This is a genomic window from Chryseobacterium pennae, assembly GCF_003385515.1.
Classification (GTDB): domain Bacteria; phylum Bacteroidota; class Bacteroidia; order Flavobacteriales; family Weeksellaceae; genus Chryseobacterium; species Chryseobacterium pennae.
On sequence record NZ_QNVT01000023.1, the window covers coordinates 31,251 to 57,303 of the forward strand.

Below are 26,053 nucleotides of genomic sequence, written 5' to 3' on the forward strand. Positions count from 1 at the left end.
CATTTTTTATTGTCCCAAAATTACGACAAATGTCTCAAAAATGTGACATTTATTTTTAAATAATATACTTTTAAAATAGATGAGACAGCTTTAGGTTAAATTATTAATACAAAAAAGCGCGGAAACTGGTTTCCGCGCTTTTTTATTCTTTACGCTTAAAATTACTGTTTAGCAATAATGATTTCAATCAAGGCCTGAATCTGAAAATTCAAAGCTCATCATTATTTTAAAGCATTTTAAGGTTGTTTACTTCCAGTTCTGAAAGGATTCTCCAGTGCCCTCTTTTAATGTTCTTCTTCGTTAATCCGGCAAACATTACTCGGTCTAAAGATTCTACTTCGTATCCTAATCTTTGGAAAATTCTTCTGATAACACGGTTCCATCCGATGTGGATTTCAATTCCGATCTCATTTTTAGGCTTACCTTCAATATAAGAAATCTGATCCACTACTGCTACTCCTTCATCAAGACGGATTCCTTCTGCAATAAGACGTAAATCTTCAGCAGTCAGTTTCTTATCCAACGTTACATGATAAATCTTCTTAGCATCGAAAGATGGATGCGTCAGTTTTTTAGTCATGTGTCCGTCATTAGTTAATAAGATAACCCCTGTAGTAGAACGGTCTAATCTTCCCACCGGAAAAAGTCTGTAAGGAGAAGCATTCGCTACAAGATCCATTACTGTTTTTCTTGCTTTATCATCCTTAGTAGTAGAAATATACCCTTTTGGTTTGTTCAGAAGTACATACACAGGTTTTTCCGGTGTAATGTTTTGTCCGTCAAAAACAACTCTGTCGGTTTTCTGTACCTGATATCCCATTTCAGTTACTGCTTTTCCGTTTACCTCTACAAGACCTTGAGTGATAAGCTCATCAGCCTCTCTCCTGCTACAGATTCCGGAATTAGCAATATACTTATTAAGACGGATGGTGTCTTTATGAATGTCTTTATCAATCTTGTTCAGCCTTCTTTTCTGTACAAAAGATCTTGTTTTGTCATCATTTCTGTCCTCTCCATTAGCAGAAGGTCTTCTACCATATTTCAGACTGCCTCTTTCATACTTGTCTCTTGTATCAAAGCTTTTTCCACCTCTCTTAGGTTTTCCAAAAGATTTTCTTTCATAGCTCTCACTTTTATTCGTGATATAAGCTCTGCTTTCCGATTTTGATTCAGAATCATCACTTGAGTTATTAAAACTCTCAGTATTTTTCTTAAACGGTTTCTTTTCAAATCTTGAGTTGGATCCTGAATGTTCGGGTCCTTTTCTTCCTCCGTCTTTAGAGAACGGTTTTTTAAAAGGTTTTGATCCTGAAGAATTTCCAGATCTGGAAGCACGAGAATCATCAGAACTTTTCTTGGTTGAAATTCTTGGTCTCTTTGGTCTGTCTGAATTATTATTATCTCTGCTCATTCTAAAAATTTCTGCAAAGATAGTAATTTAGTTACGAGTTAAAAATTAAGAATCATAACTTTGCAGAATAGTTTACATTTTAACCTTACATATTTTCGAAGATGATAACAATATTAAACGATAATTTTTCTCAACTCAACGATTTCCTTCACAGGAAAACATTCAGTAAAATTTTTATTTTGGTGGATGAAAACACTCATGAATACTGCCTTCCTGTTCTTCTAGGCAATATGGAAAGGGATCTTGGGTTTGAAATTCTGGAGATTGAAGCAGGAGAAGAAATGAAAAATATCCAGACAGCCAATCAGCTTTGGGAAATTCTTACGGAAATGCAGGCAGACAGGAAAGCATTGATTATCAATCTTGGTGGTGGCGTGATTACAGATATGGGCGGTTTTGTAGCGTCTACGTATAAAAGAGGAATACAGTTTATCAACATTCCTACTACCCTTTTATCCATGTGTGATGCTTCTATTGGCGGGAAAACAGGAATAGACCTGATTCATTATAAAAATATGGTCGGAACATTTGCATTCCCGGAGCAAATTTTTATTTATCCTAAATTTTTAGGAACATTACCTTTTAAAGAATTAAGAAGCGGATTCGCTGAAATGCTTAAACATGGACTGATAGCTGATAAGGCACATTGGAACCAGCTTACCCAGATTAGTAAAATTGATGTGGAAGCGGTAACTCCACATATTCAGACATCTATGGATATCAAACAGAACGTTGTCGAAAAAGATTTCCATGAAAGTAATATCAGAAAAACCCTGAACTTCGGACACACTATTGGGCATGCAGTTGAAAGCCTTTGTTTACAGCAGGGGAATCCTATCCTCCACGGAGAAGCTGTTGCTATGGGAATGATCAGTGAAGCTCATTTGGCATACCTGGAAAACCTTATTTCAGAAGAAGATGCAAAAATGATCATTGAAAACATCCAGAGATACTACCCTTACTTAGATATCAGTGATTTTAAAGATGAAGATATTACCGCTTTATTATTAAACGATAAAAAGAATGTGGACAGTAAGATTAATTTCTCTCTGCTTACAGAAATAGGTGCCTGCAATTATGATCACCAATGCAGTCAAAAAAATATCCTTGAATCATTATCTTTCTACAGAAACCTGAATAATGCATAATCATTTTATATAGCATTATCTGGACATCATATTAAATTAAAACCCTGCTATTTATTCAGCAGGGTTTACTATTTATTTTATTAATTTTTAGAATGTTTCTATTTTGCAAAAGATGATTCCAGCCGTTTTAAACGTTCTTCCAAAATGATCTGTTTTTGCTGCATGTCCATAGTCGATTTTTTTAATGCTTTATTTTCATTTTCTAACGTTTCTATTTTTTTTGCCAGTTCCTGAGTTGCAGAAATATTCAGCATAGATAGTGCGTCATAATCCACTGTTCTCAGATCAGATACTTCTGTACCATAAACAAATAGCTTTCCTTTAATTTTTTTATCTTTCAAATAAACTGTAATACTGTTAGGGGTACTATCTTTTATTTCCAAAACAATTTCTCCGGTTTCATCATATACTTTAAGAAATTTATCATCTTTAGAAATAACAACAGGTTTATCAAAGGTAAAAACCTCTTTATTTTGTTGGGCCGGCTGATAAATATTAGGAATAAAAGTTTTCACACTATTCTTACTAACTGCCTGCGGATATACAGTTTCTACTTCCTGAGCAATCACTTTTTTAAATTCTTGTTTCCCATATACAGCCTCATCTTTCATAAGATAATCGGTAATATTCAGCTCTTTTAAGATCGTTAAATCCTTTGCAGAGTCTGACTTTCCTAGGATATTTTTGATTCTTATATCTGAAAAAAGAGAAGTTTGTGCCACACTCAGTTTTCCTACCGATATAATATTTCCATCTGCATAAATAGAAGTATTACTATTGAAAGTTCCTATATCATTGGTGTAATTCGGATAGGTAGTTAATATCCCGTCAGGAGATCCCGAATCTGGGCTTATTCCATAATAGGTAAGACTTGATGCAGCCAAAGGCCATGAAGCTGTCTTTAAGCGAATATCCAACGGGAATTTTGGGGTATCTGTTCCAATACCGATATTTCCGTTCTGATCAATATTAATTCTTCTGTTTCCATCCCCATCGGCAATAATAATGTTATTTGAAAGAGAAGCCGGCAATCCACTTACATTCGCTCCGATAATGGTATTCGATTTTCCCGAAACAAGCCCTGTACCTGCCCGGAAACCGATAAATGTGTTATAATTATTAGCTGTATTTAAATTAGATCCTGCAGATCCGCCAATTGCAGTATTTCCTCTTCCCCCGGGAATCATCCGTAAAGCATCTCCTCCTATTCCAATGTTATAATCGCCGGAGATCAGTTCCCTAAGCGAACTTGCCCCAATACCTACATTAGCTATAGTACTTTTAGCGGAAAAAAGGGAAAAATAACCATTGGCAACATTATTATTTCCATCCAGATTCGAATAGAGAGCCCGGTATCCGTAACCGGTATTCTGTATTCCGGATTTATTGCTGCTCAATACTTCTGCACCTATAGCTGTATTCATACTGCCTATGGTATTTGAAATTAAGTTATTGACACCTACCGCAGTATTATTAAGACCCGTAGTATTGGCCGTCAGGCTATTTACTCCAAATATAGTATTGGTCGTATTTAATACACCGGATACTATATTATTTCTTTTAAAAATAACATCTATATTATCAGAAGTCCCTATAAAGTTAACTCCGTTTACCATACCTGAGTTGCCAGTAAGGCTCCATCCTGTCATCACGATAGGGGTTAAATCATCCAATACCTTTGTCCATCGTCCGGCAGGTGTACTCCAGTAATAATATCCTGAAGCCATTCCATTTGCAGAAGATGTATTATAAATCATTAAAGAATGAGCAGGAGACGGTATTGTTATGGTATCCGAACTTCCAGTCAATGCAATTCGGGGAATTAAGATTCCTTTGTCAGAACCTGCAACCTCAAGTACGGAAGAAGGATTGGGCATTATGGTATTAATACCAATTTGGGCCTGAAAAGTATTTTCAAAGAAAAGAAATAACAGCAGCAATGTGCACTTTTTCATATTTTAGAGATTAGGAAATCCTTACAAAATCCGATGATCTGTTTTGTAAGAGTATCAGGTTATCATTTTATAAGATCTACAAAATTAATAAAGCAAAATGAGATAGACTGGGTTTAGTTGTGCTGTTTAAAGAAATCCGGGTTATATAATAAAGGCCATTCGCAAATCGAAAAGACACTTTTAAAGCGATTCATTTTACAATAAACAGTAAGAATATTACCTGATTCATCTCTTATTTTTGACAAAATTGTCAATTTAGACAATTTCTAAACAAATGTTTATTTAATAAAATAACATATTGTAAATCAACTAATTGAATTTAATCCCATGTACTTGACTATGTGTTTTTCACTGATTTTCTCCCCAAAAATATTTTTTTGGCAAGCAATTTGAAAGATTTCCAGCGTTCCACAGAAATGTGAACAAGTAGTAAAATTTAAAATTAAGAAAGAGTAAAATTTAAAAATTAAAGTTATGAAAAAGTTAATTTTAGGATTAGCAGTAACTGCAAGCACGTTAGCGTTCGCTCAACAGACAACTTCTTCTAATCCGGTAACATTTGGGGTAAAAGGAGGCATGAACGTTTCTTCACTTTCAAAGGATAGTGGCCTGGATGATCAGAAATCTAAAATAGGATTCAATGCAGGTGTATTTGCCAACATTCCGGTGGCTACTTCATTCAGCATCCAGCCAGAGGTATTGTATTCACAATATGGTAATAAGTCAGATTATACTTTAGGAGGAACTAAATATTCAGCTTCTACTAAGTTAGATTATATTACAGTACCTGTAATGTTCCAGTACAACGCCTTACCTAACCTTTATTTAGAAGCGGGACCAGAGTTCGGATTCATGGTGAGTGCTAAGAACAAGTTTAAAAATGAATCTACAGGACAGTCATCTACTACAGATAACTACAAAGACAACCTGAGTACATTTAACTTTGGTATTGGTCTTGGTGCAGGATATTACTTCACACCAAACTTAGGAATCACAGCAAGATATGTTGCAGGTTTAACGGATATTGCAAAAGACAGACCTAGTGGATCGGATGCAGTAAGAAACAACGTATTCCAGGTAGGATTAGCTTATAAATTCAAATAAGCTTACTAACATTCAGTAACAAATTTTATATTCAATAGAAAGATCAGGTTATTTTTAGCCTGGTCTTTTTTGTATAAGGTCTCATATACATATGGATTCAGAGTAAAGTTTAAAGATAAGACAGAAAAATGGAATCAAGATCAGAAAGAATGATTCTAATCTTTTTAAAGGAATTTTATTAAACCAGTTTCAGGCTTAGGGACAGGAGCTAATCTGAAAATAAAAAATGATTGTACCTCCACTTCTCTGAATTTGTAATCCTTTACTCTTTAGTTTTTTACTGTTAATATTCTTAAATCCAATTTAGGTTAAAATATGTTAATGAATTATTTATATTAAAAATGTAGAAAAAAACCTCTATACTCTATTATAAAGATCAATGACGTCGTTTTTGCTTTTTTTGGCACACAATTTGATTATAAAGAAAATGTTAAACAAAACTAAAAAAACTATTAAATAAAAACTTATGAAAAAGATTCTTTTTGGTCTTGCATTAGTAGCAGGCACTTTCTCTTTCGCACAAAAAACTTCATCAAATACAGCTTCTTCTTCTCCAGTTAGATTTGGACTAAAAGCAGGTCTTAACGTTTCTACTCTTTCTGGTGACGGAATGAAATCTAAAGCTGGATTCTATGGTGGTGTATTTGCAAATATCCCTGTAGCTCAGGATTTCAGCGTTCAGCCTGAAGTTTTATACAGTGGTATGGGAGCAAAAGACGATTATGATAGCAACACAAAACTGAACTTGGATTATATCGCTATCCCAGTAATGTTCCAATATAATGCACTTCCTAACCTTTACTTCGAAGCAGGTCCTCAATTCAGCTTCCTGATCAATTCAAAATTGAAAGATAGCAACAACTCTTTTGATATGAAAGATTATACTAAAGGTTTTGATTTTGCTCTTGGACTTGGTGCAGGATATTATTTCACTCCAAATATCGGTGTTAACGTAAGATATGTTGCGGGATTAACTGATATTGCTAAAAACAGACCTAGCGGTGCTGATACTTCTAAAAATGGAGCGTTCCAAGTTGGTTTAGCTTATAAATTCTAAGTTATACTTAGGTTTAATAATAAACTTATACTAAAGAAAAACCGGATTATGAATTTAATCCGGTTTTTTTATGTCTGAATTTAATATTTTTGGCAAGGAATTTGCGTATGATGTATTGATTGTATCCATTTCAAAAGTATCTTTAATTTATAGATCTCACTTTATGATTTTACAGATTATGATAGTGTTGAAAAACCAAAAACATATGGATATACAACTGAGACGTAGATAAAGGGAGAAATATTATTTCCCAGACAGATAAAATACATTTTGATTTCAATAGAAAAAGTCAGGTTTACTTGTTAAATCTGACTTTTTCGCTTTTATATGACTTTTATCAATTTCCCCCTCTTTGGCTGGAATTTTGATACAGTGTGAGAAAATTAAATTTTTATAATCATGAAAAAATTATTCCTAGGATTGGCATTTGCAGGAAGTCTTTTAATTAATGCACAGGAAAAAACCAAATCAACTTCTCCAATTACTTTTGGAGTGAAAGCAGGATTCAATGCTACTACTCTTTCCCGTAGTCATGATAGCTATACTTACGATGAGTATGACAGTAATGAAAAAATGAAACCAGGTTTTAATGCAGGAGTTTTTGTTAATATTCCGGTAGCAGAGAAATTCAGTGTTCAGCCTGAGCTTCTTTTTAGCCAATTAGGTTCAAAAACAGAAGAAAAATACAGGTATATTATTGATGGTAATGCTCATTTAAGGCAGGACACAGAATACACAACAAATTTAAATTATCTTGTTCTTCCCATTATGGTTCAGTATAATATTCTTCCTCAGCTTTATGTAGAGGCAGGTCCTGAATTTGGATTATTACTAGGAGGAAAGAATAAAGGAGATGAGAATACTGTAATAAGACAAGGAAATTCAACTAGCATTGATAGAAGCAGTTTTTCTAACAAAATAAATATGGACTTTTACAACAGATTCAATTTCGGAATAGGTATTGGTGCAGGATATTATTTTACTCAAAACTTTGGGGTAACGGCAAGGTTTACTGCGGGACTTACTAATGTTATGGATATTGATAATGATTACAAGGTAAGAAACAATGCCTTTCAGGTAGGTGTAGCCTATAAATTCAAATAGATATTTATTATTTTTCGATGTATGCCGGGTGTTTTCAGCACCCGGTATTTTTATTTACAAGAAAAAACACCAGCAAAAACCGATTTCCCGATTTCAAAAAAAACATTTTTTTCCGATTAAGAGATATTTGGTATATGACATAGATTTAACATAAAATTTATTACAAATATTCCATATATGTTGAAATATTTTATACAAAATATAATATTATGAATCTTTTTTAAATCTTAAAACCTTTTGAGAGCAGCTCTATGTCTATGTTTTTTGAGTTTGGCAAGCATTTTGCAAAATAAACCGCGAATGATTGAAAGATCATAACAAGTAGTAAATAGTAAAATTAAAAAATAAAATTATGAAGAAGTTATTTTTAGGACTGGCATTAACTGCTGGAACATTAGCTTTCGCTCAGGAATCAACAACTGTAAATACATCACCTCTTAAAAAAGATGTTCAACCTGTAAGGTTTGGTATTAAAGCCGGAGGAAACTCAGCGTATTTCAGTGCTCAGAAATTTGGTATGAACAGCCAGAAATTAGGTTTCCATGCAGGAGCTTTTGTGAACATTCCAATCTCTAAACAATTCAGCTTACAGCCGGAAGTTTTATATAACCAAATGGGAGCAAGAGATGTGATCTCTTCTGAAACAGTTTATGATAAAACTACAACAGTTCAGGATAAAGTAACAATGAATTATATTTCAGTTCCTTTAATGGTTCAGATGAGACCAATGGATAAATTTTATGTGGAAGCAGGACCTGAATTCAGTTATTTCATTAACGGAAAAATGAAAGGTGATGTAACTACTAAAAATACTGTAGGAGGTACTACCACTACTGTTACCCAGTCTCACTCTGAGGACATTAACAAAGATGAGATCAATAAATTTAACTTTGGTTTAGCTCTAGGTTTAGGATATGATATTACTAATAATATCGGAATCAACGCAAGATATACCAACAGCTTAACAAAGATTGATAAAATGAGTACAGCTGCATACAATAACAATAGAGTTTTCCAATTAGGTCTAAACTATAAGTTTTAATCAATACTAACCAATTTTTTAACTCCAGATGCATGCAAATGCATCGCATAAAATAGCCGGAAGAATTTCTTCCGGCTATTTATATTTTGGCTCATTAGAATCTGGAAACTGATATATTTGATGCAGTTCAGAAATGAAACTATAAATTTGACACTTTCACCCTTTCTTCATTAAACTATTATTCAAATATCCTGGGATCATCGCTAATCACCCCATCAATTCCTATATTTTTTAATTCCTGTAACCTTTCTTTGGTATTAACAGTCCATGGAATTACCTTCATCCCTAATGAATGGCATTCCTGTATAAGTTCAGGGGTAACCAATCTGTGGTCCGGACTATAGATGGTTGGTGTAAAGCTTAAAAATTTCATATCTCCTGATACTCCATTCAGATGATTTGGATAGAGCTTAAATTTCTCTAAGGGAATATTTTTAAAATAATACTGCTGTTGGGCTAATTTCTTATCATCAACCTTTTCTACAAGTAGAGCTGTCATTATTTTAGGATATTCTTTATGAATAATTTCAAGTGTTCTGGGGTCGAAAGACTGAATAATAGCTCTATCCTGAATTCCTTTTTCAAGAATAATTTTCATCATTAAGTCTACAAATTCTTTAGGTTCCGGATGAAAAATATGATCAGAGAATGGACGTGTTTTTGTTTCTATATTATAATAAGGCAATGGCCTTTTCAATTCACGGGCATAGTTTTCAACAGCATCTATTACGTCAGAAAAAAGGGGTTTCTGAACCTTTATTTTCTTTTGATCGGGATAATTGTCGAGCTTCTTTAAGCCTACATCAAATGTCTTAATTTTTGCGTAAGTCATTTCGTAAATCTTATAATAAAACCCTGAATCTTTCGGAATATATGTTCCATCTGGCTTTGTAACTAACTCTGGGGATAGAAATGAATCGTGAGAAAGGATCACTTTTTTATCTTTTGTAATAGCAAGATCCATTTCAAGGGTGGTAGTATTCATTTTTAAGGCATTTTTCATAGCCGGGATCGTATTCTCCGGATATAAAGATTTTCCGCCACGATGTGCCTGGTTATCGAAAGACTGTGCCGAGTATAATTGAGTGGCAATAAGAAATAAGCCTGATAAAAATGCATTCTTCATATCCTTAAATTTTAATCGTATAAAATTAAAACTTACCTGTGTACTATATAATACCGGAATATTAAGGTTATGCTACATTTCATCGTTTTTTTGAATGAAATAAAGTCTTTCTGAATATAGTTTTAAGCAATATGAAAAAGAGTTCTGAGATTCCCTGGAATGACATAGTATAATGTATAATTAAAAAAAGAGCCAGGCATTTACTACCTGGCTCTCTCTATTCTATGTAAGAAATATTAATTAAATAATTCTACCTCCTCTCCTTTTCCTACCGGATATTCTTCTGTGAAGCATCCAAAACAGTGGTTAGAAGATCCTAAAATTTCTTTTAAATTATCTATGCTTAAAAACTCTAAAGAATCTACTCCTAAATACTTTCTAAGTTCTTCTGTAGACATATTCGCTGAGATCAGATCATCTTTTGACGGGGTATCAATACCCAGATAACATGGAGCAATAATCGGTGGAGAAACACTCCTGAAGTGGATCTCTTTTACGCCTGCATCTTTCAGAATCTTAACCAGTCTTTTAGAGGTCGTTCCACGAACAATAGAGTCATCAATGATTACTACCCTTTTATCTTTCATCTCTGAAATAATCGGGTTCAGCTTAAGGTTCACTACCCTTTCTCTCATCTCCTGTGTAGGAACAATGAAACTTCTTCCGATGTATCTGTTTTTAATCAAAACAGGACGGAAAGGTATTCCTGAAGCTTTTGAGAATCCAATAGCAGCAGGAACTCCGGAATCAGGAACCCCGATGACCAAATCAGCATCTACAGGAGCCTGTTCCCAGATCTTTTCACCGGATTTTTCTCTGATTTCATAAACATTAATGTTTTCTAAAGTAGAGTCAGGTCTTGCAAAGTAGATGTATTCAAAAGAACAGATTCTCTGTTTTCCTTTGGCTTCATCCATCATATAAGAATGAAGTTTTCCAGGCTCATTTTCATTGGTATAAATGATCTCTCCGGGAAGAATATCACGTACATACTGAGCTCCTACAGCATCTAATGCTACAGATTCGGAAGCCACTACATAAGAATGTTCATTAATAGCTCCTAAAACTAATGGGCGAATACCATTGAAGTCTCTGAAAGCAAAGAATTTATTTCTTGTCATTCCTACTACTGAATAAGCACCTTTAATTTTCTCCATAGTAGCTTTAATAGCTCCACGAAGTCCAAGATCTAGGTTTTTCTGAATTAACCTTAAGATCACCTCAGAATCGGAAGTCGCCCTGAAAACTACGCCTTCAGCTTCTAATTCTGTTTTTAATTCTTTCGCATTGGTAAGGTTACCGTTGTGTGCTATAGAAAGTATAATCTGGTCATATTCGTTTTTCGCGAAGAATGGCTGGAAGTTATATTTCTTTTTATCTCCTGCAGTCGTATAACGAGTGTGTCCGATTGCAGAATTTCCCATAAAAGTTTCAGGTTCCTGAATGTCTTTATAAACATCTAAAACCAGTCCTTCATCTTTCATATTGGTAATTCTACCGTCCTTTAAAACGGAAATACCACATGCTTCCTGACCTCTGTGCTGTAATGCAAAAAGCCCGAACTGTGAAAGAGAAAAAGTATCCAGGTCTTCATCTGAATAGAGTCCGAAGATCCCACATTCTTCATTAGGAGCATCTAATCTTTCCTCTTCCTGAGTTCTGAAAAGATTCCTTCCGTAAACCTGGTTTTCAAACTGTTTTAAATATTCACTTTTATGAATGTCTAAACTTTTCATTTCTATTTTTTCTAATTGTAGATCTTAGAAGTCAGATTTCAGATCTCAGACTAAAAGCTAACTTCAAATTTTAATTTTGTTTTAACTAACAAAGTATTTTCAGCACCAATGTCTGATATGTGAAATCTGATGTCTGAAATCTTATTTCTGTAAAAGATTTTTAAGACGGTTGTAAATTTCTACATAAGCCTCAGTAACTTCTCCTAAATCTCTTCTGAATCTATCTTTATCTAATTTCTTCATCGTATCCTTATCCCAAAGTCTGCATGTATCAGGAGAAATCTCGTCTGCAAGGATGATCTCGCCATCTGAAGTTTTTCCTAATTCGATTTTGAAGTCTACAAGGATGATGTTCATCTTATCGAACAGATCGATAAGGATCTCATTAATGTCTGATGTTAATTCATACATTTCATCAAGTTCCTCATAAGTAGCAGCTCCTAAAAATACGGCATGGTGATCGTTGATAAGCGGATCTCCCAATTCGTCTTTTTTATAGCAGATATCAAAGATTGTTACCGGAGACTTGATTCCTTCCTCTACTCCTAATCTTTGTGCCATACTTCCTGCAGAGTAGTTTCTTACCACCATTTCCAAAGGAATAATGGATACTTTTTTTACCAACTGCTCTCTTTCGTCCAATTGTTTGATGAAATGAGTTTTGATTCCTTTTTCATTTAAATATTCAAAAATAAGGGTTGTGATCGCGTTGTTCATCTCTCCTTTCAGGTCAACCTGGCCTTTCTTTTGAGCGTTAAATGCTGTAGCATCGTCTTTGAAACGTACTACTACTTCATCAGGATTATCGGTAGCAAATACCTGTTTTGCTTTCCCCTCGTACAACATTTCTTTCTTTTGACTCATAATTTTACTTTCTAAATTGTAGTTAGATTTATTGATTTATTTTATTATAATTCCTGTTAAGACCGCCAGTCCAAAACTTAACAATGTACCAATTAATACATATTCCGTAAGCTTTCTCTGTTTTGCCTGTGCAAGGTCGCTAAACCTGAATACAGATTTGGCAGCCACCATGAAACCTACCCCTTCCCAGTGATTCACCATAATAAAAGTGAATACCAGCAGACGTTCTAAAATTCCGATATATTTTCCGGCACTTGTTAAAGATTCGGTTTGAATAGTGTTGGGTCCATCCGGAGCGGGTGTCCAGGATGACAATAGTATTTTGATAAAGATGGAAGCCGGTGTTGTAAGAAACAAGGCTGCCATAAGTATTTTTAAAAACTCCTGATTCTGTAAAAAACTGAAGTTAAATTCACCAAAATAAAAGGACACCCCTGCAATCACTAAAACATGAAGCAGTTGATCTATGAAAAACCATCTTTTTTTCGTTTTTGCCTTCTGGAAACTAAGCTTAGCAGCATCAATAATGAAGTGCGTAATGCCAATTAATACAGCAACCCACCAAAGTTGAAGATCCCAAAGAAAAATAAGACTTAAAGCGATATGAATCAGAATATGAAAGTATAAAAACTTACTTTTCAGTTTATTGTTCTCCTTATCAGCAACCCATGAATTTGGCTGAAGTATAAAATCTCCGAGTAGATGTGCCAATATGAGTTTGATAAAGATCATGCTTATAGTTCTGATATTTTCTTTCTGAAATACTGATTGGTTTCCACGATGAGCTCATAGTTGGCTCGTTTCAGTCTCTGGCTTATAGAAGACTGTGAAATAGCAAATCTTTTGGCAAGATCCTCCTGGGTAATATCCTGATTCATGATCATTTCATGAATAATCTCTGAAGTAGCCATAGTCCAGTTATCAAAATCCTTAGATGACCATTTCAATAAAATATTAAGATCCCTGTCTACAGAATCGTTTGAAGTTTTAATTGCTACGGTGTGCCCATCACTCTTCAAATCGTCCAGAAGTCTCCCGGAATTCACATAAGCAGTACCATTAGATTCAGTGATCTTTTCAGAAGAAAAACTTTCTTCACCAATACCTATGGCCATTCTTACATCCAGGTTTTCCTGACTTTTAATAAGGGATTTTATGGCTAGAAAACGCCAGAAAACAGAGTCAATACTGCATTTAAACTGAAATTCATCTCCCCTGTAGATTTCCCATGTATAAGGAGCACTTCCCCAGGTTTCGAGAAGATTTTTAAGCTTGGTAATCCAAACTTCAGTGTCTGCATGCTGTGAATTTATAATATCACCAGTAATGACCGCTATCATACTGCAAATATAAGCATAATTACTTATAAATAAAAAATATAAGCAGAAACACTTATAGATATTGATTATTAGTGAATATGCTTATATCGATTATATAGTAACCGTAAGGTTTTTAAGGATTTAGATGAATTTTAAAATTACAAAAAAGTAAAATAAAATGAAAGGTTTTCATGATGAGCGGAATATTAACTCAACTTTTTTTATATTTTTTTATTCGAGAAGCTGCTTCCTGCTATCCGCTCATACTCCTCGCGCCCGGCTTTTCCTGCCGTATGCTGTGGGGTAACCGCTACTATCAGGGCTAAATAACCTTGTCAGGGTTTCAAACCCCGGCAAGGTTAAATTATCTCTAAAAAATAAAACCTGTTAGGTTGGTATGAAGTATATACTCTTGCTCTATTTCTTAATAAACTGCTGGGTGTGATCATCCAGTCTTAAAATATAGGTTCCTGTAGGAATTCCTTGTACAGAAATATCTTTCTTGTTTCTGAACGGATCTTTCTCTGTGAGAATCACTTTTCCTGAAAAATCAATGATCTGAGCTGTTTTTATTTTTTCAATTTCCCCGTTTACAAAAAGGCGATCATATACTGGGTTTGGATATATTCCTAATTTTTTATCTTTGGATGCAATAAGTTCTGTTGTGGACAGTGTTCCAAGGTTTTGACAGTAATTGGATGGATAAGAGTCCCATTCTCCGATACTAAAATGTACTATTGGGCTGATTGACTGAGCTCTTTCTATATAATGAAACATTACCGTTGTTGTTGGATACGTATTTTGTACCAATCGCGTCTACAGTAATTGTTTTATTATAAGCGAGTTCTACATAACTTTCGCCTTTGAAAGTCATGGGATCAGAAGCCGTGACAAATTTAGCCTGATTATTAGAATAACACGATAAAGTAGCTTTGGGATTCAGGATTACAAAAATTTCATTATTGCCTATTTTACCTTCCAATTCATAAGTATCTGCATTATAAATAGCTCCTGAAACATTATTCTTAAGCTGAATATTAACCCTATAATTATTTAAATTAACTTCATGCCCCGTCTTATTTACAATTTCCAATGCATTATTCTTAATAGTATTGGTTATATTATTGGTTCCTGAGATATACTTTGTGATCATAAGATCAGCAGCATATGAGTCTGAAGCAATAGTGGCAGCTGTAACAGCATTACTGAACGGAGACTCCAGATATCCTTTATCAAAAGCCTTTACTGTAAATGTATAGGTCGTAGACGGGTTCAGGTGATCTATAGTTATAGAAGTTCCTTTGGTAACGGCAACAGGGGTTACTGAGTCATTCATATACACCCTGTATCCTAAAATATCTGTATCAGGTGATGCAGCCCAATTCAGGTTGACAAAATAAGCATTTTGTTGCGTTGAAACCAGAGATCCGGGAGCTGCAGGAGCAATATTATCCGGGGTTTCAGACCAGATCATGCCAATCCATTCGGGATGGTCAATGAACGGATTTCTATTTTTCTGTATGGTATATATTGCATTATTTCTATCGATTTCTCTCTGTGAAACAGGATCCATTGCACTCCATTGCTTAAGCATAGCAACATAAGGAATATCAATTGCTCTTTCTTCTGTCCCGTCAAGCGGGCATTGATCTGTAGCGGGTGTTATTGTTGCAGATGTGCTGTATGCCGTATTAAACGAGCCTAATTTACCTTCATATCTCACAGCGAAATACAGTAAAGTTCTCGCAACATCTCCTTTGAATTCATCAATAGGCTCGTACACCCTTCCTGCATAAGGATAATTAGGAATTGCAGCCTTGGATATCTTCGAAGTGTTGGTGAAAGTATAATAATTAGTAGTACCTGCTATTCCATAAGGATAGTTATTTCTTAGCTGATTGATTCTGGCGTCTGCCGGAACAATAAAATTCAGATCAGAATACATGGGATAATCACTAATCTTAGAGCTTGTGCTGAATGTACTTTGAGGCATCATGTGCTCTCTGTTATACCCCATTCCTTCAGCACTTGCACCTGAAACCAATTGATCTATTTTGTATTCATAAGCATCTTGTCCTGATGGGATTTCGGAATAGATATCCAGAAGATATTCCGTATTAGAAGCATTATGATCATAATATTTATCTAGATCCGTCTGGCTGTAAAGTCCAGGAAGATCATCATAATGCCAATTGACAGTTTTTTCTGAAATAATATCATGAAGTTTAGATTTCAGGGCATAACCAGTTAATCCGGCTGTACCATTATAATATCCGGCAGGAGCCTGCGCAGAAATATAAGAAGAAATCAAAATAATAGGAAGTAGAATTTTTTTCATGCCTTAAAAATTGGGAGGCTAAATTAGTAAAATAAAATACGCAAAAGTTTGAATATTTTATTAAGAAAACATTAAATATTGAAATATAAAAAATTGGAAATTAAAATATTGGGTACGATCCTATTATGGATGTAATAATTTTTTTTAGCATTCCGTCAATTTGGTTATCTTTGGGAACTAACTATTATCAATATGAATACAGAGACAATTGACAACATCAAAATGATAGCGGAGACAGCTAGAGAATTTGCAGAGAAGAATATCCGACCGAATATTATGGAGTGGGATGAAAGCCAGACTTTTCCAAAAGATTTATTTCACCAACTGGGAGAAATGGGTTTTATGGGAATCGTAGTTCCTGAGCAGTACGGAGGTTCCGGTTTAGGTTATCACGAATATGTTACTATCCTGGATGAAATTTCTCAGGTAGACCCGTCTATTGGCCTTTCTGTAGCCGCGCACAACTCTCTTTGTACAAATCATATTTATGAGTTTGGAAATGAAGAACAGAGACATAAATGGCTTCCTCAGTTGGCTTCCGGAAAAGTAATCGGAGCTTGGGGGTTAACGGAGCACAACACCGGTTCAGATTCAGGAGGTATGTCTACCACTGCCGTGAAAGATGGTGATGAATGGATCATCAGCGGAGCTAAAAACTTTATCACCCATGCTATTTCAGGAGATATTGCGGTAGTAATGACCAGAACAGGTGAAATAGGAGCTAAAAATAACTCTACGGCTTTTGTTTTAGAAAAAGGAATGCCTGGATTTACTTCAGGAAAAAAAGAAAATAAATTAGGAATGCGTGCTTCTGAAACGGCAGAATTAATTTTTGATAATGTACGCGTACCAGATTCTCACCGTTTAGGTGAAGTAGGTGAAGGTTTCAAGCAAGCTATGAAAATCCTTGACGGAGGTAGAATTTCTATCGCTGCATTAAGTTTAGGTACTGCAAGAGGAGCTTACAAAGCGGCTTTAAAATATGCTAAAGAAAGACACCAATTCGGAAAATCAATCTCTGAATTCCAGGCAATCAACTTTATGCTGGCTGATATGGCTACAGAAATTGATGCTTCAGAACTTTTGATTCAAAGAGCAGCAACATTGAAAAATGCGAAACAAAAAATGACAAAAGAAGGAGCAATGGCAAAATTATATGCTTCTGAAGCTTGTGTAAGAATTTCCAACAATGCTGTTCAGATCTTCGGAGGTTACGGATATACAAAAGACTTCCCAGCTGAGAAATTCTACAGAGATTCTAAGCTTTGCACTATTGGTGAAGGAACTTCTGAGATCCAGAGACTGGTGATCGGAAGAGATATTACAAAATAATTTTAATCTCTTCATACAAATGATCAAACAGGCACTTTTAGGTGAATTTCTGCATGAAGCGGAAAACACCAGAAAAATTTTAAAAGCAATCCCTGACAGCGCTTTAGACTGGAAACCGTCTGAAAAAAACTGGACTACCGGTCAGCTAGCCTCTCATATTGCAGAAGTTTACAACTGGTACGACCCTACCTTTAACCAGGATGTTTTTGACATGGGTAACTATCAGTACGATAAAGGTGATATTTCCAAAGCTGAAAATATTGTAGCGAAATTTGAAGAAAATGTAGCTAGAGCACAGAAAGTCCTGGAAGATTCCGATGAAAGCACTTATTTCAACGAATGGAAGATGGAAATGAATGGGAATGCTATATTCCCTGCTTCTCCAAGAATCCAGGTTGTAAGAGGTTTTCTTTACAATCATTTGTACCATCACAGAGGTGAGCTGGTTGTTTATTTAAGATCAACCGGAAATAAAGTTCCCGGTCTTTACGGCCCTACTGCTGATGATAAAATGTAACTAAAAATTATTTTAATTGATAATGAATGACATGCGTAAATTACGCATGTCATTTTTTCATTTTGGGACATTGTCATTTTAAGGATATTCAATGTATTACATAATATGTTAAATGAACAGTCAAAAAAATTCTTAAAAATTTTTGTTTTTCGTAATATAATTTTTATTAATTTCGATTTACCATAATAAAAACAAATATTTAATATGAAAAGACAATTAACCCTGCTTGGGATGCTTCTTATTACCGGAGTTGCCTTCGCACAGACTGACCGCCTTTGGTCTCAGGAAGTTTCAAGAACAGATTCACAGCCTTTTGAAAACAAAACCAGCATTCGAAATCCCAAATTATTCAACCTGAATATCGATGGATTGAAGAATGCCCTTGCTAAAGCACCAAAGAGACTGGCAGTCGGCGAAAAATCAGAAGTCATCATTTCCTTTCCGAACTCTGATGGTAAAATGGAAAATTTCAAAGTAAAAGAAAATTCCAACTTCACTCCCGAATTGGCAGCCAAATATCCAGACATTAAATCTTATGTTGGCCAAGGGCTTGAAGATCCTAATTCAACAGTGTATTTCAGTATTTCTCCACTAGGACTGTCGTCTATGGAGATCTATGGTGATAAATCAGCTGTTTTTATTGAACCTTATTCAAAAGATCTTTCTACGTATGTTGTTTACAAAAAATCTGATAAAAATGATGATCTTAGTAAATTTGAATGTACTGTAATAGATGTAGCTAAAAAAGGAGTATCTAATACCAGTATTGCAGCAAGACCTAACGCCGATGACGCTAAATTAAGAACATTCAGACTGGCATTATCCTGTACAGGTGAATATACTACTTATTTTGGAGGAACAAAAGCTCAGGCACTGGCAGCAATGAACAACACAATGACCCGTGTGAACGGTGTTTTTGAAAAAGATTTCGCGGCAAGAATGGTTCTTATTGCTAATAATGATGCTGTAATTTATACGAATGCTTCTACGGATCCTTATTCTGCTTCATCCGGAATGAGCAGCTGGAATTCTCAGTTACAAAGTACACTTACTTCTGTTATTGGAGAAGCGAATTACGATATCGGACACTTATTCGGTGCTTCCGGAGGTGGAGGAAACGCAGGATGTATTGGCTGTATCTGTACCAATGGCTCAAAAGGAAGTGGCTATACTTCCCCTGCAGATTCAATTCCTTCAGGAGATAATTTTGATATCGATTATGTAGCTCATGAAATGGGCCATCAATTCGGTGGAAATCATACCTTTTCTCATGGAAATGAAGGCACAGGTGTGAATATGGAACCGGGTTCAGGATCAACCATTATGGGATATGCAGGAATTACCAGCCAGGATGTTCAACCTCACTCCGATGCATTTTTCCATGCTGTAAGTATCCAACAAATCACCAATAATATTAAAGCTAAAACCTGTTCAGTCAATACGAATACAGGAAATTCTATTCCAACAGCAAATGCAGGCTCGGACTATACAATTCCAAAAGGAACACCATTCGTATTAACCGGAACCGGAACAGATGCAGACGGAGATTCATTAACCTATATCTGGGAACAGATGGATAATGCTTCTTCTTCTCAAACCGGAGCAAGCTCTGCTGCAAGCGCAACAAAAGCTTCAGGCCCCAACTTCAGATCATGGGCACCAACAACTGTTCCTACAAGATATTTCCCAAGAATGGCTTCTATCTTAGCTGGAGCAACCACAACAGCCGGTTCGGAAATTACTGTAGAAGCCCTTTCTTCAGTAGCAAGAACATTAAATTTCAGACTTACCACCCGTGACAACAAGACTGGAGGTTCAGGAAACAATTCAGATGATGCTGTAATTACAGTAAACAGTACTGCAGGGCCTTTTGCTGTGACGTCTCAAAACTCAGCAACAACTTATACCGGCGGAAGTTCACAAACCGTAACATGGGATGTGGCAGGAACTACAGCTAATGGTGTAAATACGGCTAATGTAGATATTCTTTGGTCTACAGACAGCGGGAATACATGGACTACTCTATTATCAGCAACTCCTAACGATGGTTCACAAGCTGTAACAATTCCTAATGCTTCTACCACTACAGGAAGACTTATGGTAAAAGGTTCTAATCATATTTTCTTTGATGTAAATAATGCCAATATTTCTGTAAATGCAGGATCAGGAACCCCTGATACGGTTGCTCCTACAGCACCTACCCTTGCAGCTTCAGGAACTACTTCTACAAGTACAAACCTTTCCTGGTCAGGTGCTACAGATAATGTAGGCGTTACAGGATATGATGTCTACATGGGAGCTTCATTAATCGGTTCTACAGCATCTACTACCTATACCGTAACAAGCTTAACTCCGTCCACTACCTATAGCTTCTCTGTAAAAGCAAAAGATGCAGCAGGTAATGCTTCCTCTTCAAGTAATACAGTGAATGTTACAACACTTGCCGGTGGCGGAACTGTTACTTACTGTTCAGCTTCAGCATCCAATACTGCTGATGAAAGAATAGGAAATGTGAAATTCGGGACTATCAATAATACTTCAACAGGAACAGCAGGATATGAAAACTTTACAACCGTTTCTACTAACGTAACGAAAGGAACTGCTTATACACTTTCTATCACTCCGGTTTGGACTTCTACGAAGTACAATGAGGCTTATGCTGTGTATATTGATTATAACGGAGATGGAGACTTTACAGACAGTGGTGAACTTGTATGGTCAAAAGCAGGTTCTACAACAACGCCTGTTACAGGATCAGTTACTATTCCATCAACAGCAACTCTTGGTTCAACAAGAATGAGAGTGATGATGAAATACAGCTCTATTCCTACTTCATCTTGTGAAGCTTATACCTACGGACAAGTTGAAGATTACACTGTTAACATTGTTTCTTCAGGAAGAGGAGAACTTTCGAATACAAATAATCTGATTACAGATATCAAACTATACCCTAACCCTGTAAAAGATATTATGTATATCTCCAATACAACATCTGAAGAATATAAAATCTTTGATATGGGAGGAAAAGTAGTTAACTCAGGAAAACTTCAGAGAGGATCTGTGAATGTAAGCAACCTGATTAAAGGAGCTTATACCATTCAGATCGGTGAAGTATCAAAACGATTTATTATAAATTAATAACTATTAAAATTAAAATAACACAAAAGACTGTTCTACATGGAACAGTCTTTCTTTTTATCGCTGTTTTAATTGTTATTTTTCATTTAATCATAGAATCTATTGCTAATAATTGAAATTTCCTATGATAATTTTAAATTTTAAATAATCCTTTTTTCATAGTTTTAAACAAGATAAATAAAATTACACTTTTATATGAAAAAACAATTATTGATGATGGGAATGCTTGTACTATCAGGTTTTTCCTTCGCACAGACAGATCATCTATGGACTCAAGGGGTGGAAAGAAATTCTTCACCCGTTTTTGAAAACATGCTTAATATAAGAAGCCCGAAAATTCTCCAATTAAATATCAATGGGTTGAAAAATTCATTGGCAAGTGCTCCTAAAAGACTGACTGCTGGTGAAAAATCTCAAATTATCATTTCTTTCCCCAATGCGGAAGGTAAGATGGAAAAGTTTAAGGTGACAGAAAATTCAAATTTCCAGCCCGAACTGGCATCAAAGTACCCGGACATTAAGTCTTACATTGGAGAAGGTATAGAAAATCCTGACGCAACAGTTTACTTTAGTATTTCCCCTTTAGGGCTTTCTTTTATGGAAATTTATGGGGATAAATCGGCCACTTTTATTGAACCTTATACTAAAGATTTATCTTCTTATGTGATTTATAAGAAATCTGATAGAAAAGATAACTTAAGTAAGTTTGAATGTACCGTACTAGAGTCAGCCCAAAAAGGAACTTCTTCAAAAATTGCTGCCAGAAATGCCAATGATTCAACACTGAGGACATTTAAATTAGCTCTTTCCTGTACAGGAGAATACACAACGTATTTCGGTGGAACGAAAGCACTGGCGTTAGCAGCGATGAACAATACTATGACCCGTGTAAACGGTATTTTTGAAAAAGATTTTTCAGCAAGAATGGTTATTATTGCTAATAATGATCAATTAATTTATACCAACGCCTCTACAGACCCTTATTCAGACGCAAACGTAGGAACTGCTAAAATCAATGCTAATAACACCAAAGGCTGGAGTTTGCAATTACAAAATACGCTGACTGATGTTATAGGAAATAACGCCTATGACATTGGACATTTGTTCGGAGCCACAGGAGGCGGAGGCAATGCCGGATGTATTGGTTGCATTTGTGTAGATGATACATCATCTACTTTAGATAAGAATAAAGGAAGCGGTTATACCTCTCCAGCAAATGCTATCCCTTCAGGTGATGCTTTTGATGTCGATTATGTAGCTCATGAAATGGGACATCAGTTCGGCGGCAATCACACCTTTTCTTTTGACAATGAAGGCACTGGAGTCAATATGGAGCCCGGATCAGGTTCTACCATCATGGGGTATGCAGGAATTACAGATCAGGATATTCAGCCTAATTCTGATGCATTTTTCCATGCTATAAGCATTCAGCAGATTACCAATAATATTAAAACGAAAACATGTTCTGTAGATACATCTACAGGAAATTCAATTCCTACAGCCAATGCAGGATTAGATTATACCATTCCTAAAAGTACACCTTTTATGCTGACCGGATCGGGCACCGATGCAAATGGCGATTCCCTTACCTATATTTGGGAACAAATAGATAATGCTTCATCTACTCAAAAAGGGACTAGCTCTGCAGCCAGTGCTACAAAAAAATCAGGCCCTAATTTCAGATCATGGACGCCTACTACCTCACCTATAAGATACTTTCCAAGAATGGCTTCCATATTAACCGGAGCAACCACTACAGCAGGTTCAGAAATTACTGTTGAAGCGCTTTCTTCAGTAGCAAGAACATTAAACTTCAGACTTACTGTTCGTGATAACAGAGCTGGAGGATCTGGAAATAATTCTGATGATACAAAGATTACAGTAAATGCCACTGCAGGTCCTTTCAATATTACTTCACAGAATAGTGCGGTTTCTTATGCTGGAGGAAGTACACAAACCATTACCTGGAATGTGGCAGGAACTACTTCAAATGGTGTAAACACGGCCAATGTAGACATCCTTTGGTCGACTAATAATGGAAGCAGCTGGACTACTCTACTGGCAGCAACCCCAAATGATGGTTCGCAGGCTGTAACAATCCCCAATGCTGCTACTACATCTGGAAGAATTATGGTAAAAGGAACCAATCATATTTTCTTTGATGTGAATAATGCCAATATCTCAGTAACTCCTAAGGCTATAAAACTTGTAGATAAAGAAGTATCAAGAGAAACATCAGCAGATATGAAACTATATCCAAATCCTGTGAAAGATGTTCTAACGATTTCAAATACAAATACTGAAGAATATAAAATCTTTGATATGTCCGGAAAACTGGTACACTCAGGAAAACTTCAAAGAGGCACAGCCAATGTAAGCAGCCTAATAAAAGGAGCCTATATGATTCAGATAGGAGAAACAACAAAACGATTCATTAAGGATTAATTGCCTTAATATAAAAAATTAAAAGATGTGAAACTGCTCTATTACAGAGCAGTTTTTTATTTGTTTATATTCAGTTAGTTATCTATTTTATCAAATTATTATTTTAAATTATTCTAAAGAAAAATAATATTTTAATAAAAATTTCTTAGTTTTGAATGATCTAAAAAATCACGGCAACATGAAAAGACAATTATTAATGATGGGGATGCTAGTGTTATCAGGCATTTCTTTTGCGCAAACAGACCGTTTATGGTCTAAAAGGTCCCAGGAAAATTCTTCACCCGTTTTTGAAAATATGAAAAATATTGACAATCCGAGAATTTTCCATTTGGATATTAATGGATTAAAAAGCGCACTTACAAGAACACCAAAAAGAGCAACAGAAAAATCTTCAGTTATTATTTCTCTTCCTAATTCAACAGGAAAGATGGAGCGTTTCAGGGTAACAGAAAATTCAAATTTCGATCCTGAATTAGCAGCCAAATATCCGGATATTAAATCTTATATTGGCCAGGGAATAGAAGATAAAACTTCTACGGTTTATTTCAGTATTTCTTCTTTAGGATTGTCTTCTATGGAAATTTATGGTGATAAATCAGCTGTTTTTATTGAACCTTATGCCAAAGATCTTTCCACTTATGCTGTTTACAAAAGATCAGACAGAAAAAATGACCTGAATAATTTTGAATGCAAAGTTCTGGAATCTGCACAAAAGGGAACATCCAACGTGATCACAGCCAAAAATGCTGATGATGCTGTATTAAGAACATTCCGACTGGCATTATCCTGTACCGGGGAATATGCAAATTATTTTGGAGGAACCAAAGCCGATGCTTTAGCAGCCATGAATAATACCATGACCCGTGTCAATGGTATTTTTGAAAATGATTTTGCTGCAAGAATGGTTCTGATCCCTAATAATGACACAATTATTTATACTAATGCAAACAATGATCCTTACTCTCTATCCATAGAAATGTACAAATGGAACTTCGAGCTTATGAATGATCTGAATTCAAAAATAGGTAATGAAAATTTTGACATCGGACATTTATTTGGAGCTACAGGAGGTGGTGGTGATGCAGGGTGTATAGGATGTATTTGCAGTAATGACATGTCTGTTGTTGTAAGTCAGGGCGTTAATACTCCTATCAATTATAAAGGAAGTGGCTATACATCTCCTTCCAGTGGAGGTCCTAAAGGTGATACTTTCGACATTGATTTTGTAGCTCATGAAATGGGACATCAATTCGGAGGAAACCATACATGGTCCTACTCTACACAAAGCGATTTACAATCTGTTGAACCGGGCTCCGGATCTACAATTATGGGATATGCCGGAATTACAAGTTATGATGTTCAGCCTCACTCTGATACATTTTTCCATGCCATAAGCATTCAACAGATCACCAATACTATTAAATCTAAAACCTGTTCTGTAAATACACCTACAGGTAATTCAGTTCCTACAGCCAATGCAGGAGCAGATTACACTATTCCTAAAAGTACACCATTTGTACTTACAGGCTCAGGAACTGATACAGATGGAGATTTACTTACCTATATCTGGGAACAGATGGATAAGGGAACTTCTTCTCAAACAGGAAGTAACTCTGCGGCCACATCAACAAAAACAAATGGGCCAACATTCAGATCATGGGTGCCCTCTGCTTCACCTGTAAGATATTTCCCTAAAATGACTACTATTTTAACAGGAGCAACAGAAACAATGGGATCAGAAATAAGAGTGGAGGCTTTATCTTCTGTTTCAAGAGATCTGAATTTCAGATTAACCGTAAGAGACAACAGATTAGGAGGAGCAGGAAACAATTCTGATGATGCAAAAATCAGAGTGAACGCTGTTGCGGGTCCTTTTATTATCACATCACAGAATGCTGCAGTATCTTATGTAGGAGGAACTTCACAAACAATAACCTGGAATGTGGCAGGCACAACCTCTAATAATATCAATGCTGCCAATGTAGATATCCTTTGGTCTACTGATAATGGAGAAACCTGGACTACTTTATTGACAGGAACACCGAATGACGGTTCTGAACCAGTAGTAATCCCTAATGTTGCAACCAATTCGGGGAGATTCATGGTAAAAGGAAGCAATCATATCTTTTTTGATATCAATAACGCTGATATTTCTGTAACTGCCGGCGAGTTGTCTACCGCAGAGACTCAACTGAAAGATTCTGTAGAAATTAAGCTGTATCCAAACCCAGTGACGGATATCCTAACCCTTTCCAATACAAGGTCAGAAAGATATAAAATCTATGATATGTCCGGAAAACTGATCATGGAAGGTGCTCTTCAGAACGGAACAATCAATGTAAGCAGTCTGATCAAAGGAAATTATGTTATTCAAATTGAGAAATTCTCCAAGATGTTCATTAAAAAATAACATATTA

19 protein-coding genes are annotated in these 26,053 nt (G+C 35.5%); 10 read left to right on the plus strand and 9 right to left on the minus strand.

Annotated elements, in window-relative coordinates; genetic code table 11:
• Nucleotides 1-226: 226 nt before the first annotated feature.
• The gene (locus DRF65_RS20100) at nt 227-1,411 is read right to left on the minus strand and encodes a pseudouridine synthase (RefSeq protein WP_115972535.1); all 1,185 of its coding nucleotides are present in this window, start codon (nt 1,409-1,411) and stop codon (nt 227-229) included.
• A 101-nt stretch (nt 1,412-1,512) separates the two neighbouring features.
• Between DRF65_RS20100 and aroB the strand changes: the two genes are divergently transcribed.
• The gene (gene aroB / locus DRF65_RS20105) at nt 1,513-2,559 is read left to right on the plus strand and encodes a 3-dehydroquinate synthase (protein ID WP_115972536.1); all 1,047 of its coding nucleotides are present in this window, start codon (nt 1,513-1,515) and stop codon (nt 2,557-2,559) included.
• Between the two features lie 98 nt (nt 2,560-2,657).
• Here aroB and DRF65_RS20110 read toward each other — a convergent pair whose 3' ends face one another.
• Nucleotides 2,658-4,514: a tail fiber domain-containing protein gene (locus tag DRF65_RS20110; protein WP_115972537.1), complete on the minus strand. Its 1,857-nt coding sequence runs from the start codon at nt 4,512-4,514 to the stop codon at nt 2,658-2,660.
• A gap of 474 nt (nt 4,515-4,988) precedes the next feature.
• On the opposite strand from DRF65_RS20110, the gene DRF65_RS20115 reads away from it, so the two are divergent.
• The 4 genes from DRF65_RS20115 to DRF65_RS20130 all read left to right on the plus strand — a co-directional run bounded on the left by DRF65_RS20115 (nt 4,989) and on the right by DRF65_RS20130 (nt 8,821).
• On the plus strand, nt 4,989-5,618 hold the full coding sequence (locus DRF65_RS20115) for a porin family protein (RefSeq protein WP_115972538.1): 630 nt from the start codon (nt 4,989-4,991) through the stop codon (nt 5,616-5,618).
• Between the two features lie 466 nt (nt 5,619-6,084).
• The gene (locus DRF65_RS20120) at nt 6,085-6,675 is read left to right on the plus strand and encodes a porin family protein (protein WP_115972539.1); all 591 of its coding nucleotides are present in this window, start codon (nt 6,085-6,087) and stop codon (nt 6,673-6,675) included.
• Between the two features lie 399 nt (nt 6,676-7,074).
• Entirely contained in the window at nt 7,075-7,779 is a 705-nt protein-coding gene (locus DRF65_RS20125) for a porin family protein (protein WP_115972540.1), read from the plus strand.
• A 352-nt stretch (nt 7,780-8,131) separates the two neighbouring features.
• The gene (locus tag DRF65_RS20130) at nt 8,132-8,821 is read left to right on the plus strand and encodes a porin family protein (protein ID WP_115972541.1); all 690 of its coding nucleotides are present in this window, start codon (nt 8,132-8,134) and stop codon (nt 8,819-8,821) included.
• A 178-nt stretch (nt 8,822-8,999) separates the two neighbouring features.
• On the opposite strand, the gene DRF65_RS20135 is transcribed toward DRF65_RS20130, so the two are convergent.
• From DRF65_RS20135 to DRF65_RS20160, 7 genes are all read right to left on the minus strand, one after another.
• Nucleotides 9,000-9,947 carry a glycerophosphodiester phosphodiesterase family protein gene (locus DRF65_RS20135; RefSeq protein ID WP_115972542.1) on the minus strand — a complete coding sequence of 316 codons (948 nt, stop codon included), beginning with the start codon at nt 9,945-9,947 and terminating at the stop codon, nt 9,000-9,002.
• Nucleotides 9,948-10,183: 236 nt separating this feature from the next.
• Entirely contained in the window at nt 10,184-11,683 is a 1,500-nt protein-coding gene (gene purF, locus DRF65_RS20140) for an amidophosphoribosyltransferase (RefSeq protein WP_115972543.1), read from the minus strand.
• Nucleotides 11,684-11,824: 141 nt separating this feature from the next.
• The gene (gene purC, locus DRF65_RS20145; RefSeq protein ID WP_115972544.1) at nt 11,825-12,547 is read right to left on the minus strand and encodes a phosphoribosylaminoimidazolesuccinocarboxamide synthase; all 723 of its coding nucleotides are present in this window, start codon (nt 12,545-12,547) and stop codon (nt 11,825-11,827) included.
• Between the two features lie 36 nt (nt 12,548-12,583).
• A complete protein-coding gene (locus DRF65_RS20150) occupies nt 12,584-13,279 on the minus strand; it encodes a DUF3307 domain-containing protein (RefSeq protein WP_115972545.1) in 696 nt (231 codons plus the stop codon).
• Between the two features lie 2 nt (nt 13,280-13,281).
• Nucleotides 13,282-13,887: a SatD family protein gene (locus tag DRF65_RS20155; protein ID WP_115972546.1), complete on the minus strand. Its 606-nt coding sequence runs from the start codon at nt 13,885-13,887 to the stop codon at nt 13,282-13,284.
• 396 nt (nt 13,888-14,283) lie between these two features.
• Complete coding sequence (locus tag DRF65_RS28945) at nt 14,284-14,643, minus strand: T9SS type A sorting domain-containing protein (RefSeq protein ID WP_228438832.1); 360 nt, start codon at nt 14,641-14,643, stop codon at nt 14,284-14,286.
• The gene (locus DRF65_RS20160) at nt 14,591-16,204 is read right to left on the minus strand and encodes an endonuclease (RefSeq protein WP_228438834.1); all 1,614 of its coding nucleotides are present in this window, start codon (nt 16,202-16,204) and stop codon (nt 14,591-14,593) included. Before DRF65_RS20160 ends, DRF65_RS28945 begins: the two co-directional genes overlap by 53 nt.
• A 192-nt stretch (nt 16,205-16,396) precedes the next feature.
• Between DRF65_RS20160 and DRF65_RS20165 the strand changes: the two genes are divergently transcribed.
• The 5 genes from DRF65_RS20165 (at nt 16,397) to DRF65_RS20185 (ending at nt 26,046) form a co-directional block, all read left to right on the plus strand.
• On the plus strand, nt 16,397-17,536 hold the full coding sequence (locus tag DRF65_RS20165; RefSeq protein WP_115972547.1) for an acyl-CoA dehydrogenase family protein: 1,140 nt from the start codon (nt 16,397-16,399) through the stop codon (nt 17,534-17,536).
• A 19-nt stretch (nt 17,537-17,555) separates the two neighbouring features.
• Nucleotides 17,556-18,053 (plus strand): DinB family protein, encoded by a 498-nt coding sequence (locus DRF65_RS20170; protein ID WP_115972548.1) that lies wholly within the window; start codon nt 17,556-17,558, stop codon nt 18,051-18,053.
• 204 nt (nt 18,054-18,257) lie between these two features.
• Entirely contained in the window at nt 18,258-21,191 is a 2,934-nt protein-coding gene (locus DRF65_RS20175; protein ID WP_115972549.1) for a reprolysin-like metallopeptidase, read from the plus strand.
• A gap of 195 nt (nt 21,192-21,386) precedes the next feature.
• Nucleotides 21,387-23,636 carry a zinc-dependent metalloprotease gene (locus DRF65_RS20180; RefSeq protein WP_115972550.1) on the plus strand — a complete coding sequence of 750 codons (2,250 nt, stop codon included), beginning with the start codon at nt 21,387-21,389 and terminating at the stop codon, nt 23,634-23,636.
• 178 nt (nt 23,637-23,814) lie between these two features.
• Nucleotides 23,815-26,046, plus strand: a complete 2,232-nt coding sequence (locus tag DRF65_RS20185; RefSeq protein ID WP_115972551.1) for a zinc-dependent metalloprotease — start codon at nt 23,815-23,817, stop codon at nt 26,044-26,046.
• Nucleotides 26,047-26,053 lie beyond the last annotated feature (7 nt).

Bases quoted from the DNA above. Each gene is read 5' to 3' on its own strand.
- DRF65_RS20100 (WP_115972535.1), bottom strand. From the start codon at position 1,411: ATGAGCAGAGATAATAATAATTCAGACAGACCAAAGAGACCAAGAATT.
- aroB (WP_115972536.1), top strand. From the start codon at position 1,513: ATGATAACAATATTAAACGATAATTTTTCTCAACTCAACGATTTCCTT.
- DRF65_RS20110 (WP_115972537.1), bottom strand. From the start codon at position 4,514: ATGAAAAAGTGCACATTGCTGCTGTTATTTCTTTTCTTTGAAAATACT.
- DRF65_RS20115 (WP_115972538.1), top strand. From the start codon at position 4,989: ATGAAAAAGTTAATTTTAGGATTAGCAGTAACTGCAAGCACGTTAGCG.
- DRF65_RS20120 (WP_115972539.1), top strand. From the start codon at position 6,085: ATGAAAAAGATTCTTTTTGGTCTTGCATTAGTAGCAGGCACTTTCTCT.
- DRF65_RS20125 (WP_115972540.1), top strand. From the start codon at position 7,075: ATGAAAAAATTATTCCTAGGATTGGCATTTGCAGGAAGTCTTTTAATT.
- DRF65_RS20130 (WP_115972541.1), top strand. From the start codon at position 8,132: ATGAAGAAGTTATTTTTAGGACTGGCATTAACTGCTGGAACATTAGCT.
- DRF65_RS20135 (WP_115972542.1), bottom strand. From the start codon at position 9,947: ATGAAGAATGCATTTTTATCAGGCTTATTTCTTATTGCCACTCAATTA.
- purF (WP_115972543.1), bottom strand. From the start codon at position 11,683: ATGAAAAGTTTAGACATTCATAAAAGTGAATATTTAAAACAGTTTGAA.
- purC (WP_115972544.1), bottom strand. From the start codon at position 12,547: ATGAGTCAAAAGAAAGAAATGTTGTACGAGGGGAAAGCAAAACAGGTA.
- DRF65_RS20150 (WP_115972545.1), bottom strand. From the start codon at position 13,279: ATGATCTTTATCAAACTCATATTGGCACATCTACTCGGAGATTTTATA.
- DRF65_RS20155 (WP_115972546.1), bottom strand. From the start codon at position 13,887: ATGATAGCGGTCATTACTGGTGATATTATAAATTCACAGCATGCAGAC.
- DRF65_RS28945 (WP_228438832.1), bottom strand. From the start codon at position 14,643: ATGTTTCATTATATAGAAAGAGCTCAGTCAATCAGCCCAATAGTACAT.
- DRF65_RS20160 (WP_228438834.1), bottom strand. From the start codon at position 16,204: ATGAAAAAAATTCTACTTCCTATTATTTTGATTTCTTCTTATATTTCT.
- DRF65_RS20165 (WP_115972547.1), top strand. From the start codon at position 16,397: ATGAATACAGAGACAATTGACAACATCAAAATGATAGCGGAGACAGCT.
- DRF65_RS20170 (WP_115972548.1), top strand. From the start codon at position 17,556: ATGATCAAACAGGCACTTTTAGGTGAATTTCTGCATGAAGCGGAAAAC.
- DRF65_RS20175 (WP_115972549.1), top strand. From the start codon at position 18,258: ATGAAAAGACAATTAACCCTGCTTGGGATGCTTCTTATTACCGGAGTT.
- DRF65_RS20180 (WP_115972550.1), top strand. From the start codon at position 21,387: ATGAAAAAACAATTATTGATGATGGGAATGCTTGTACTATCAGGTTTT.
- DRF65_RS20185 (WP_115972551.1), top strand. From the start codon at position 23,815: ATGAAAAGACAATTATTAATGATGGGGATGCTAGTGTTATCAGGCATT.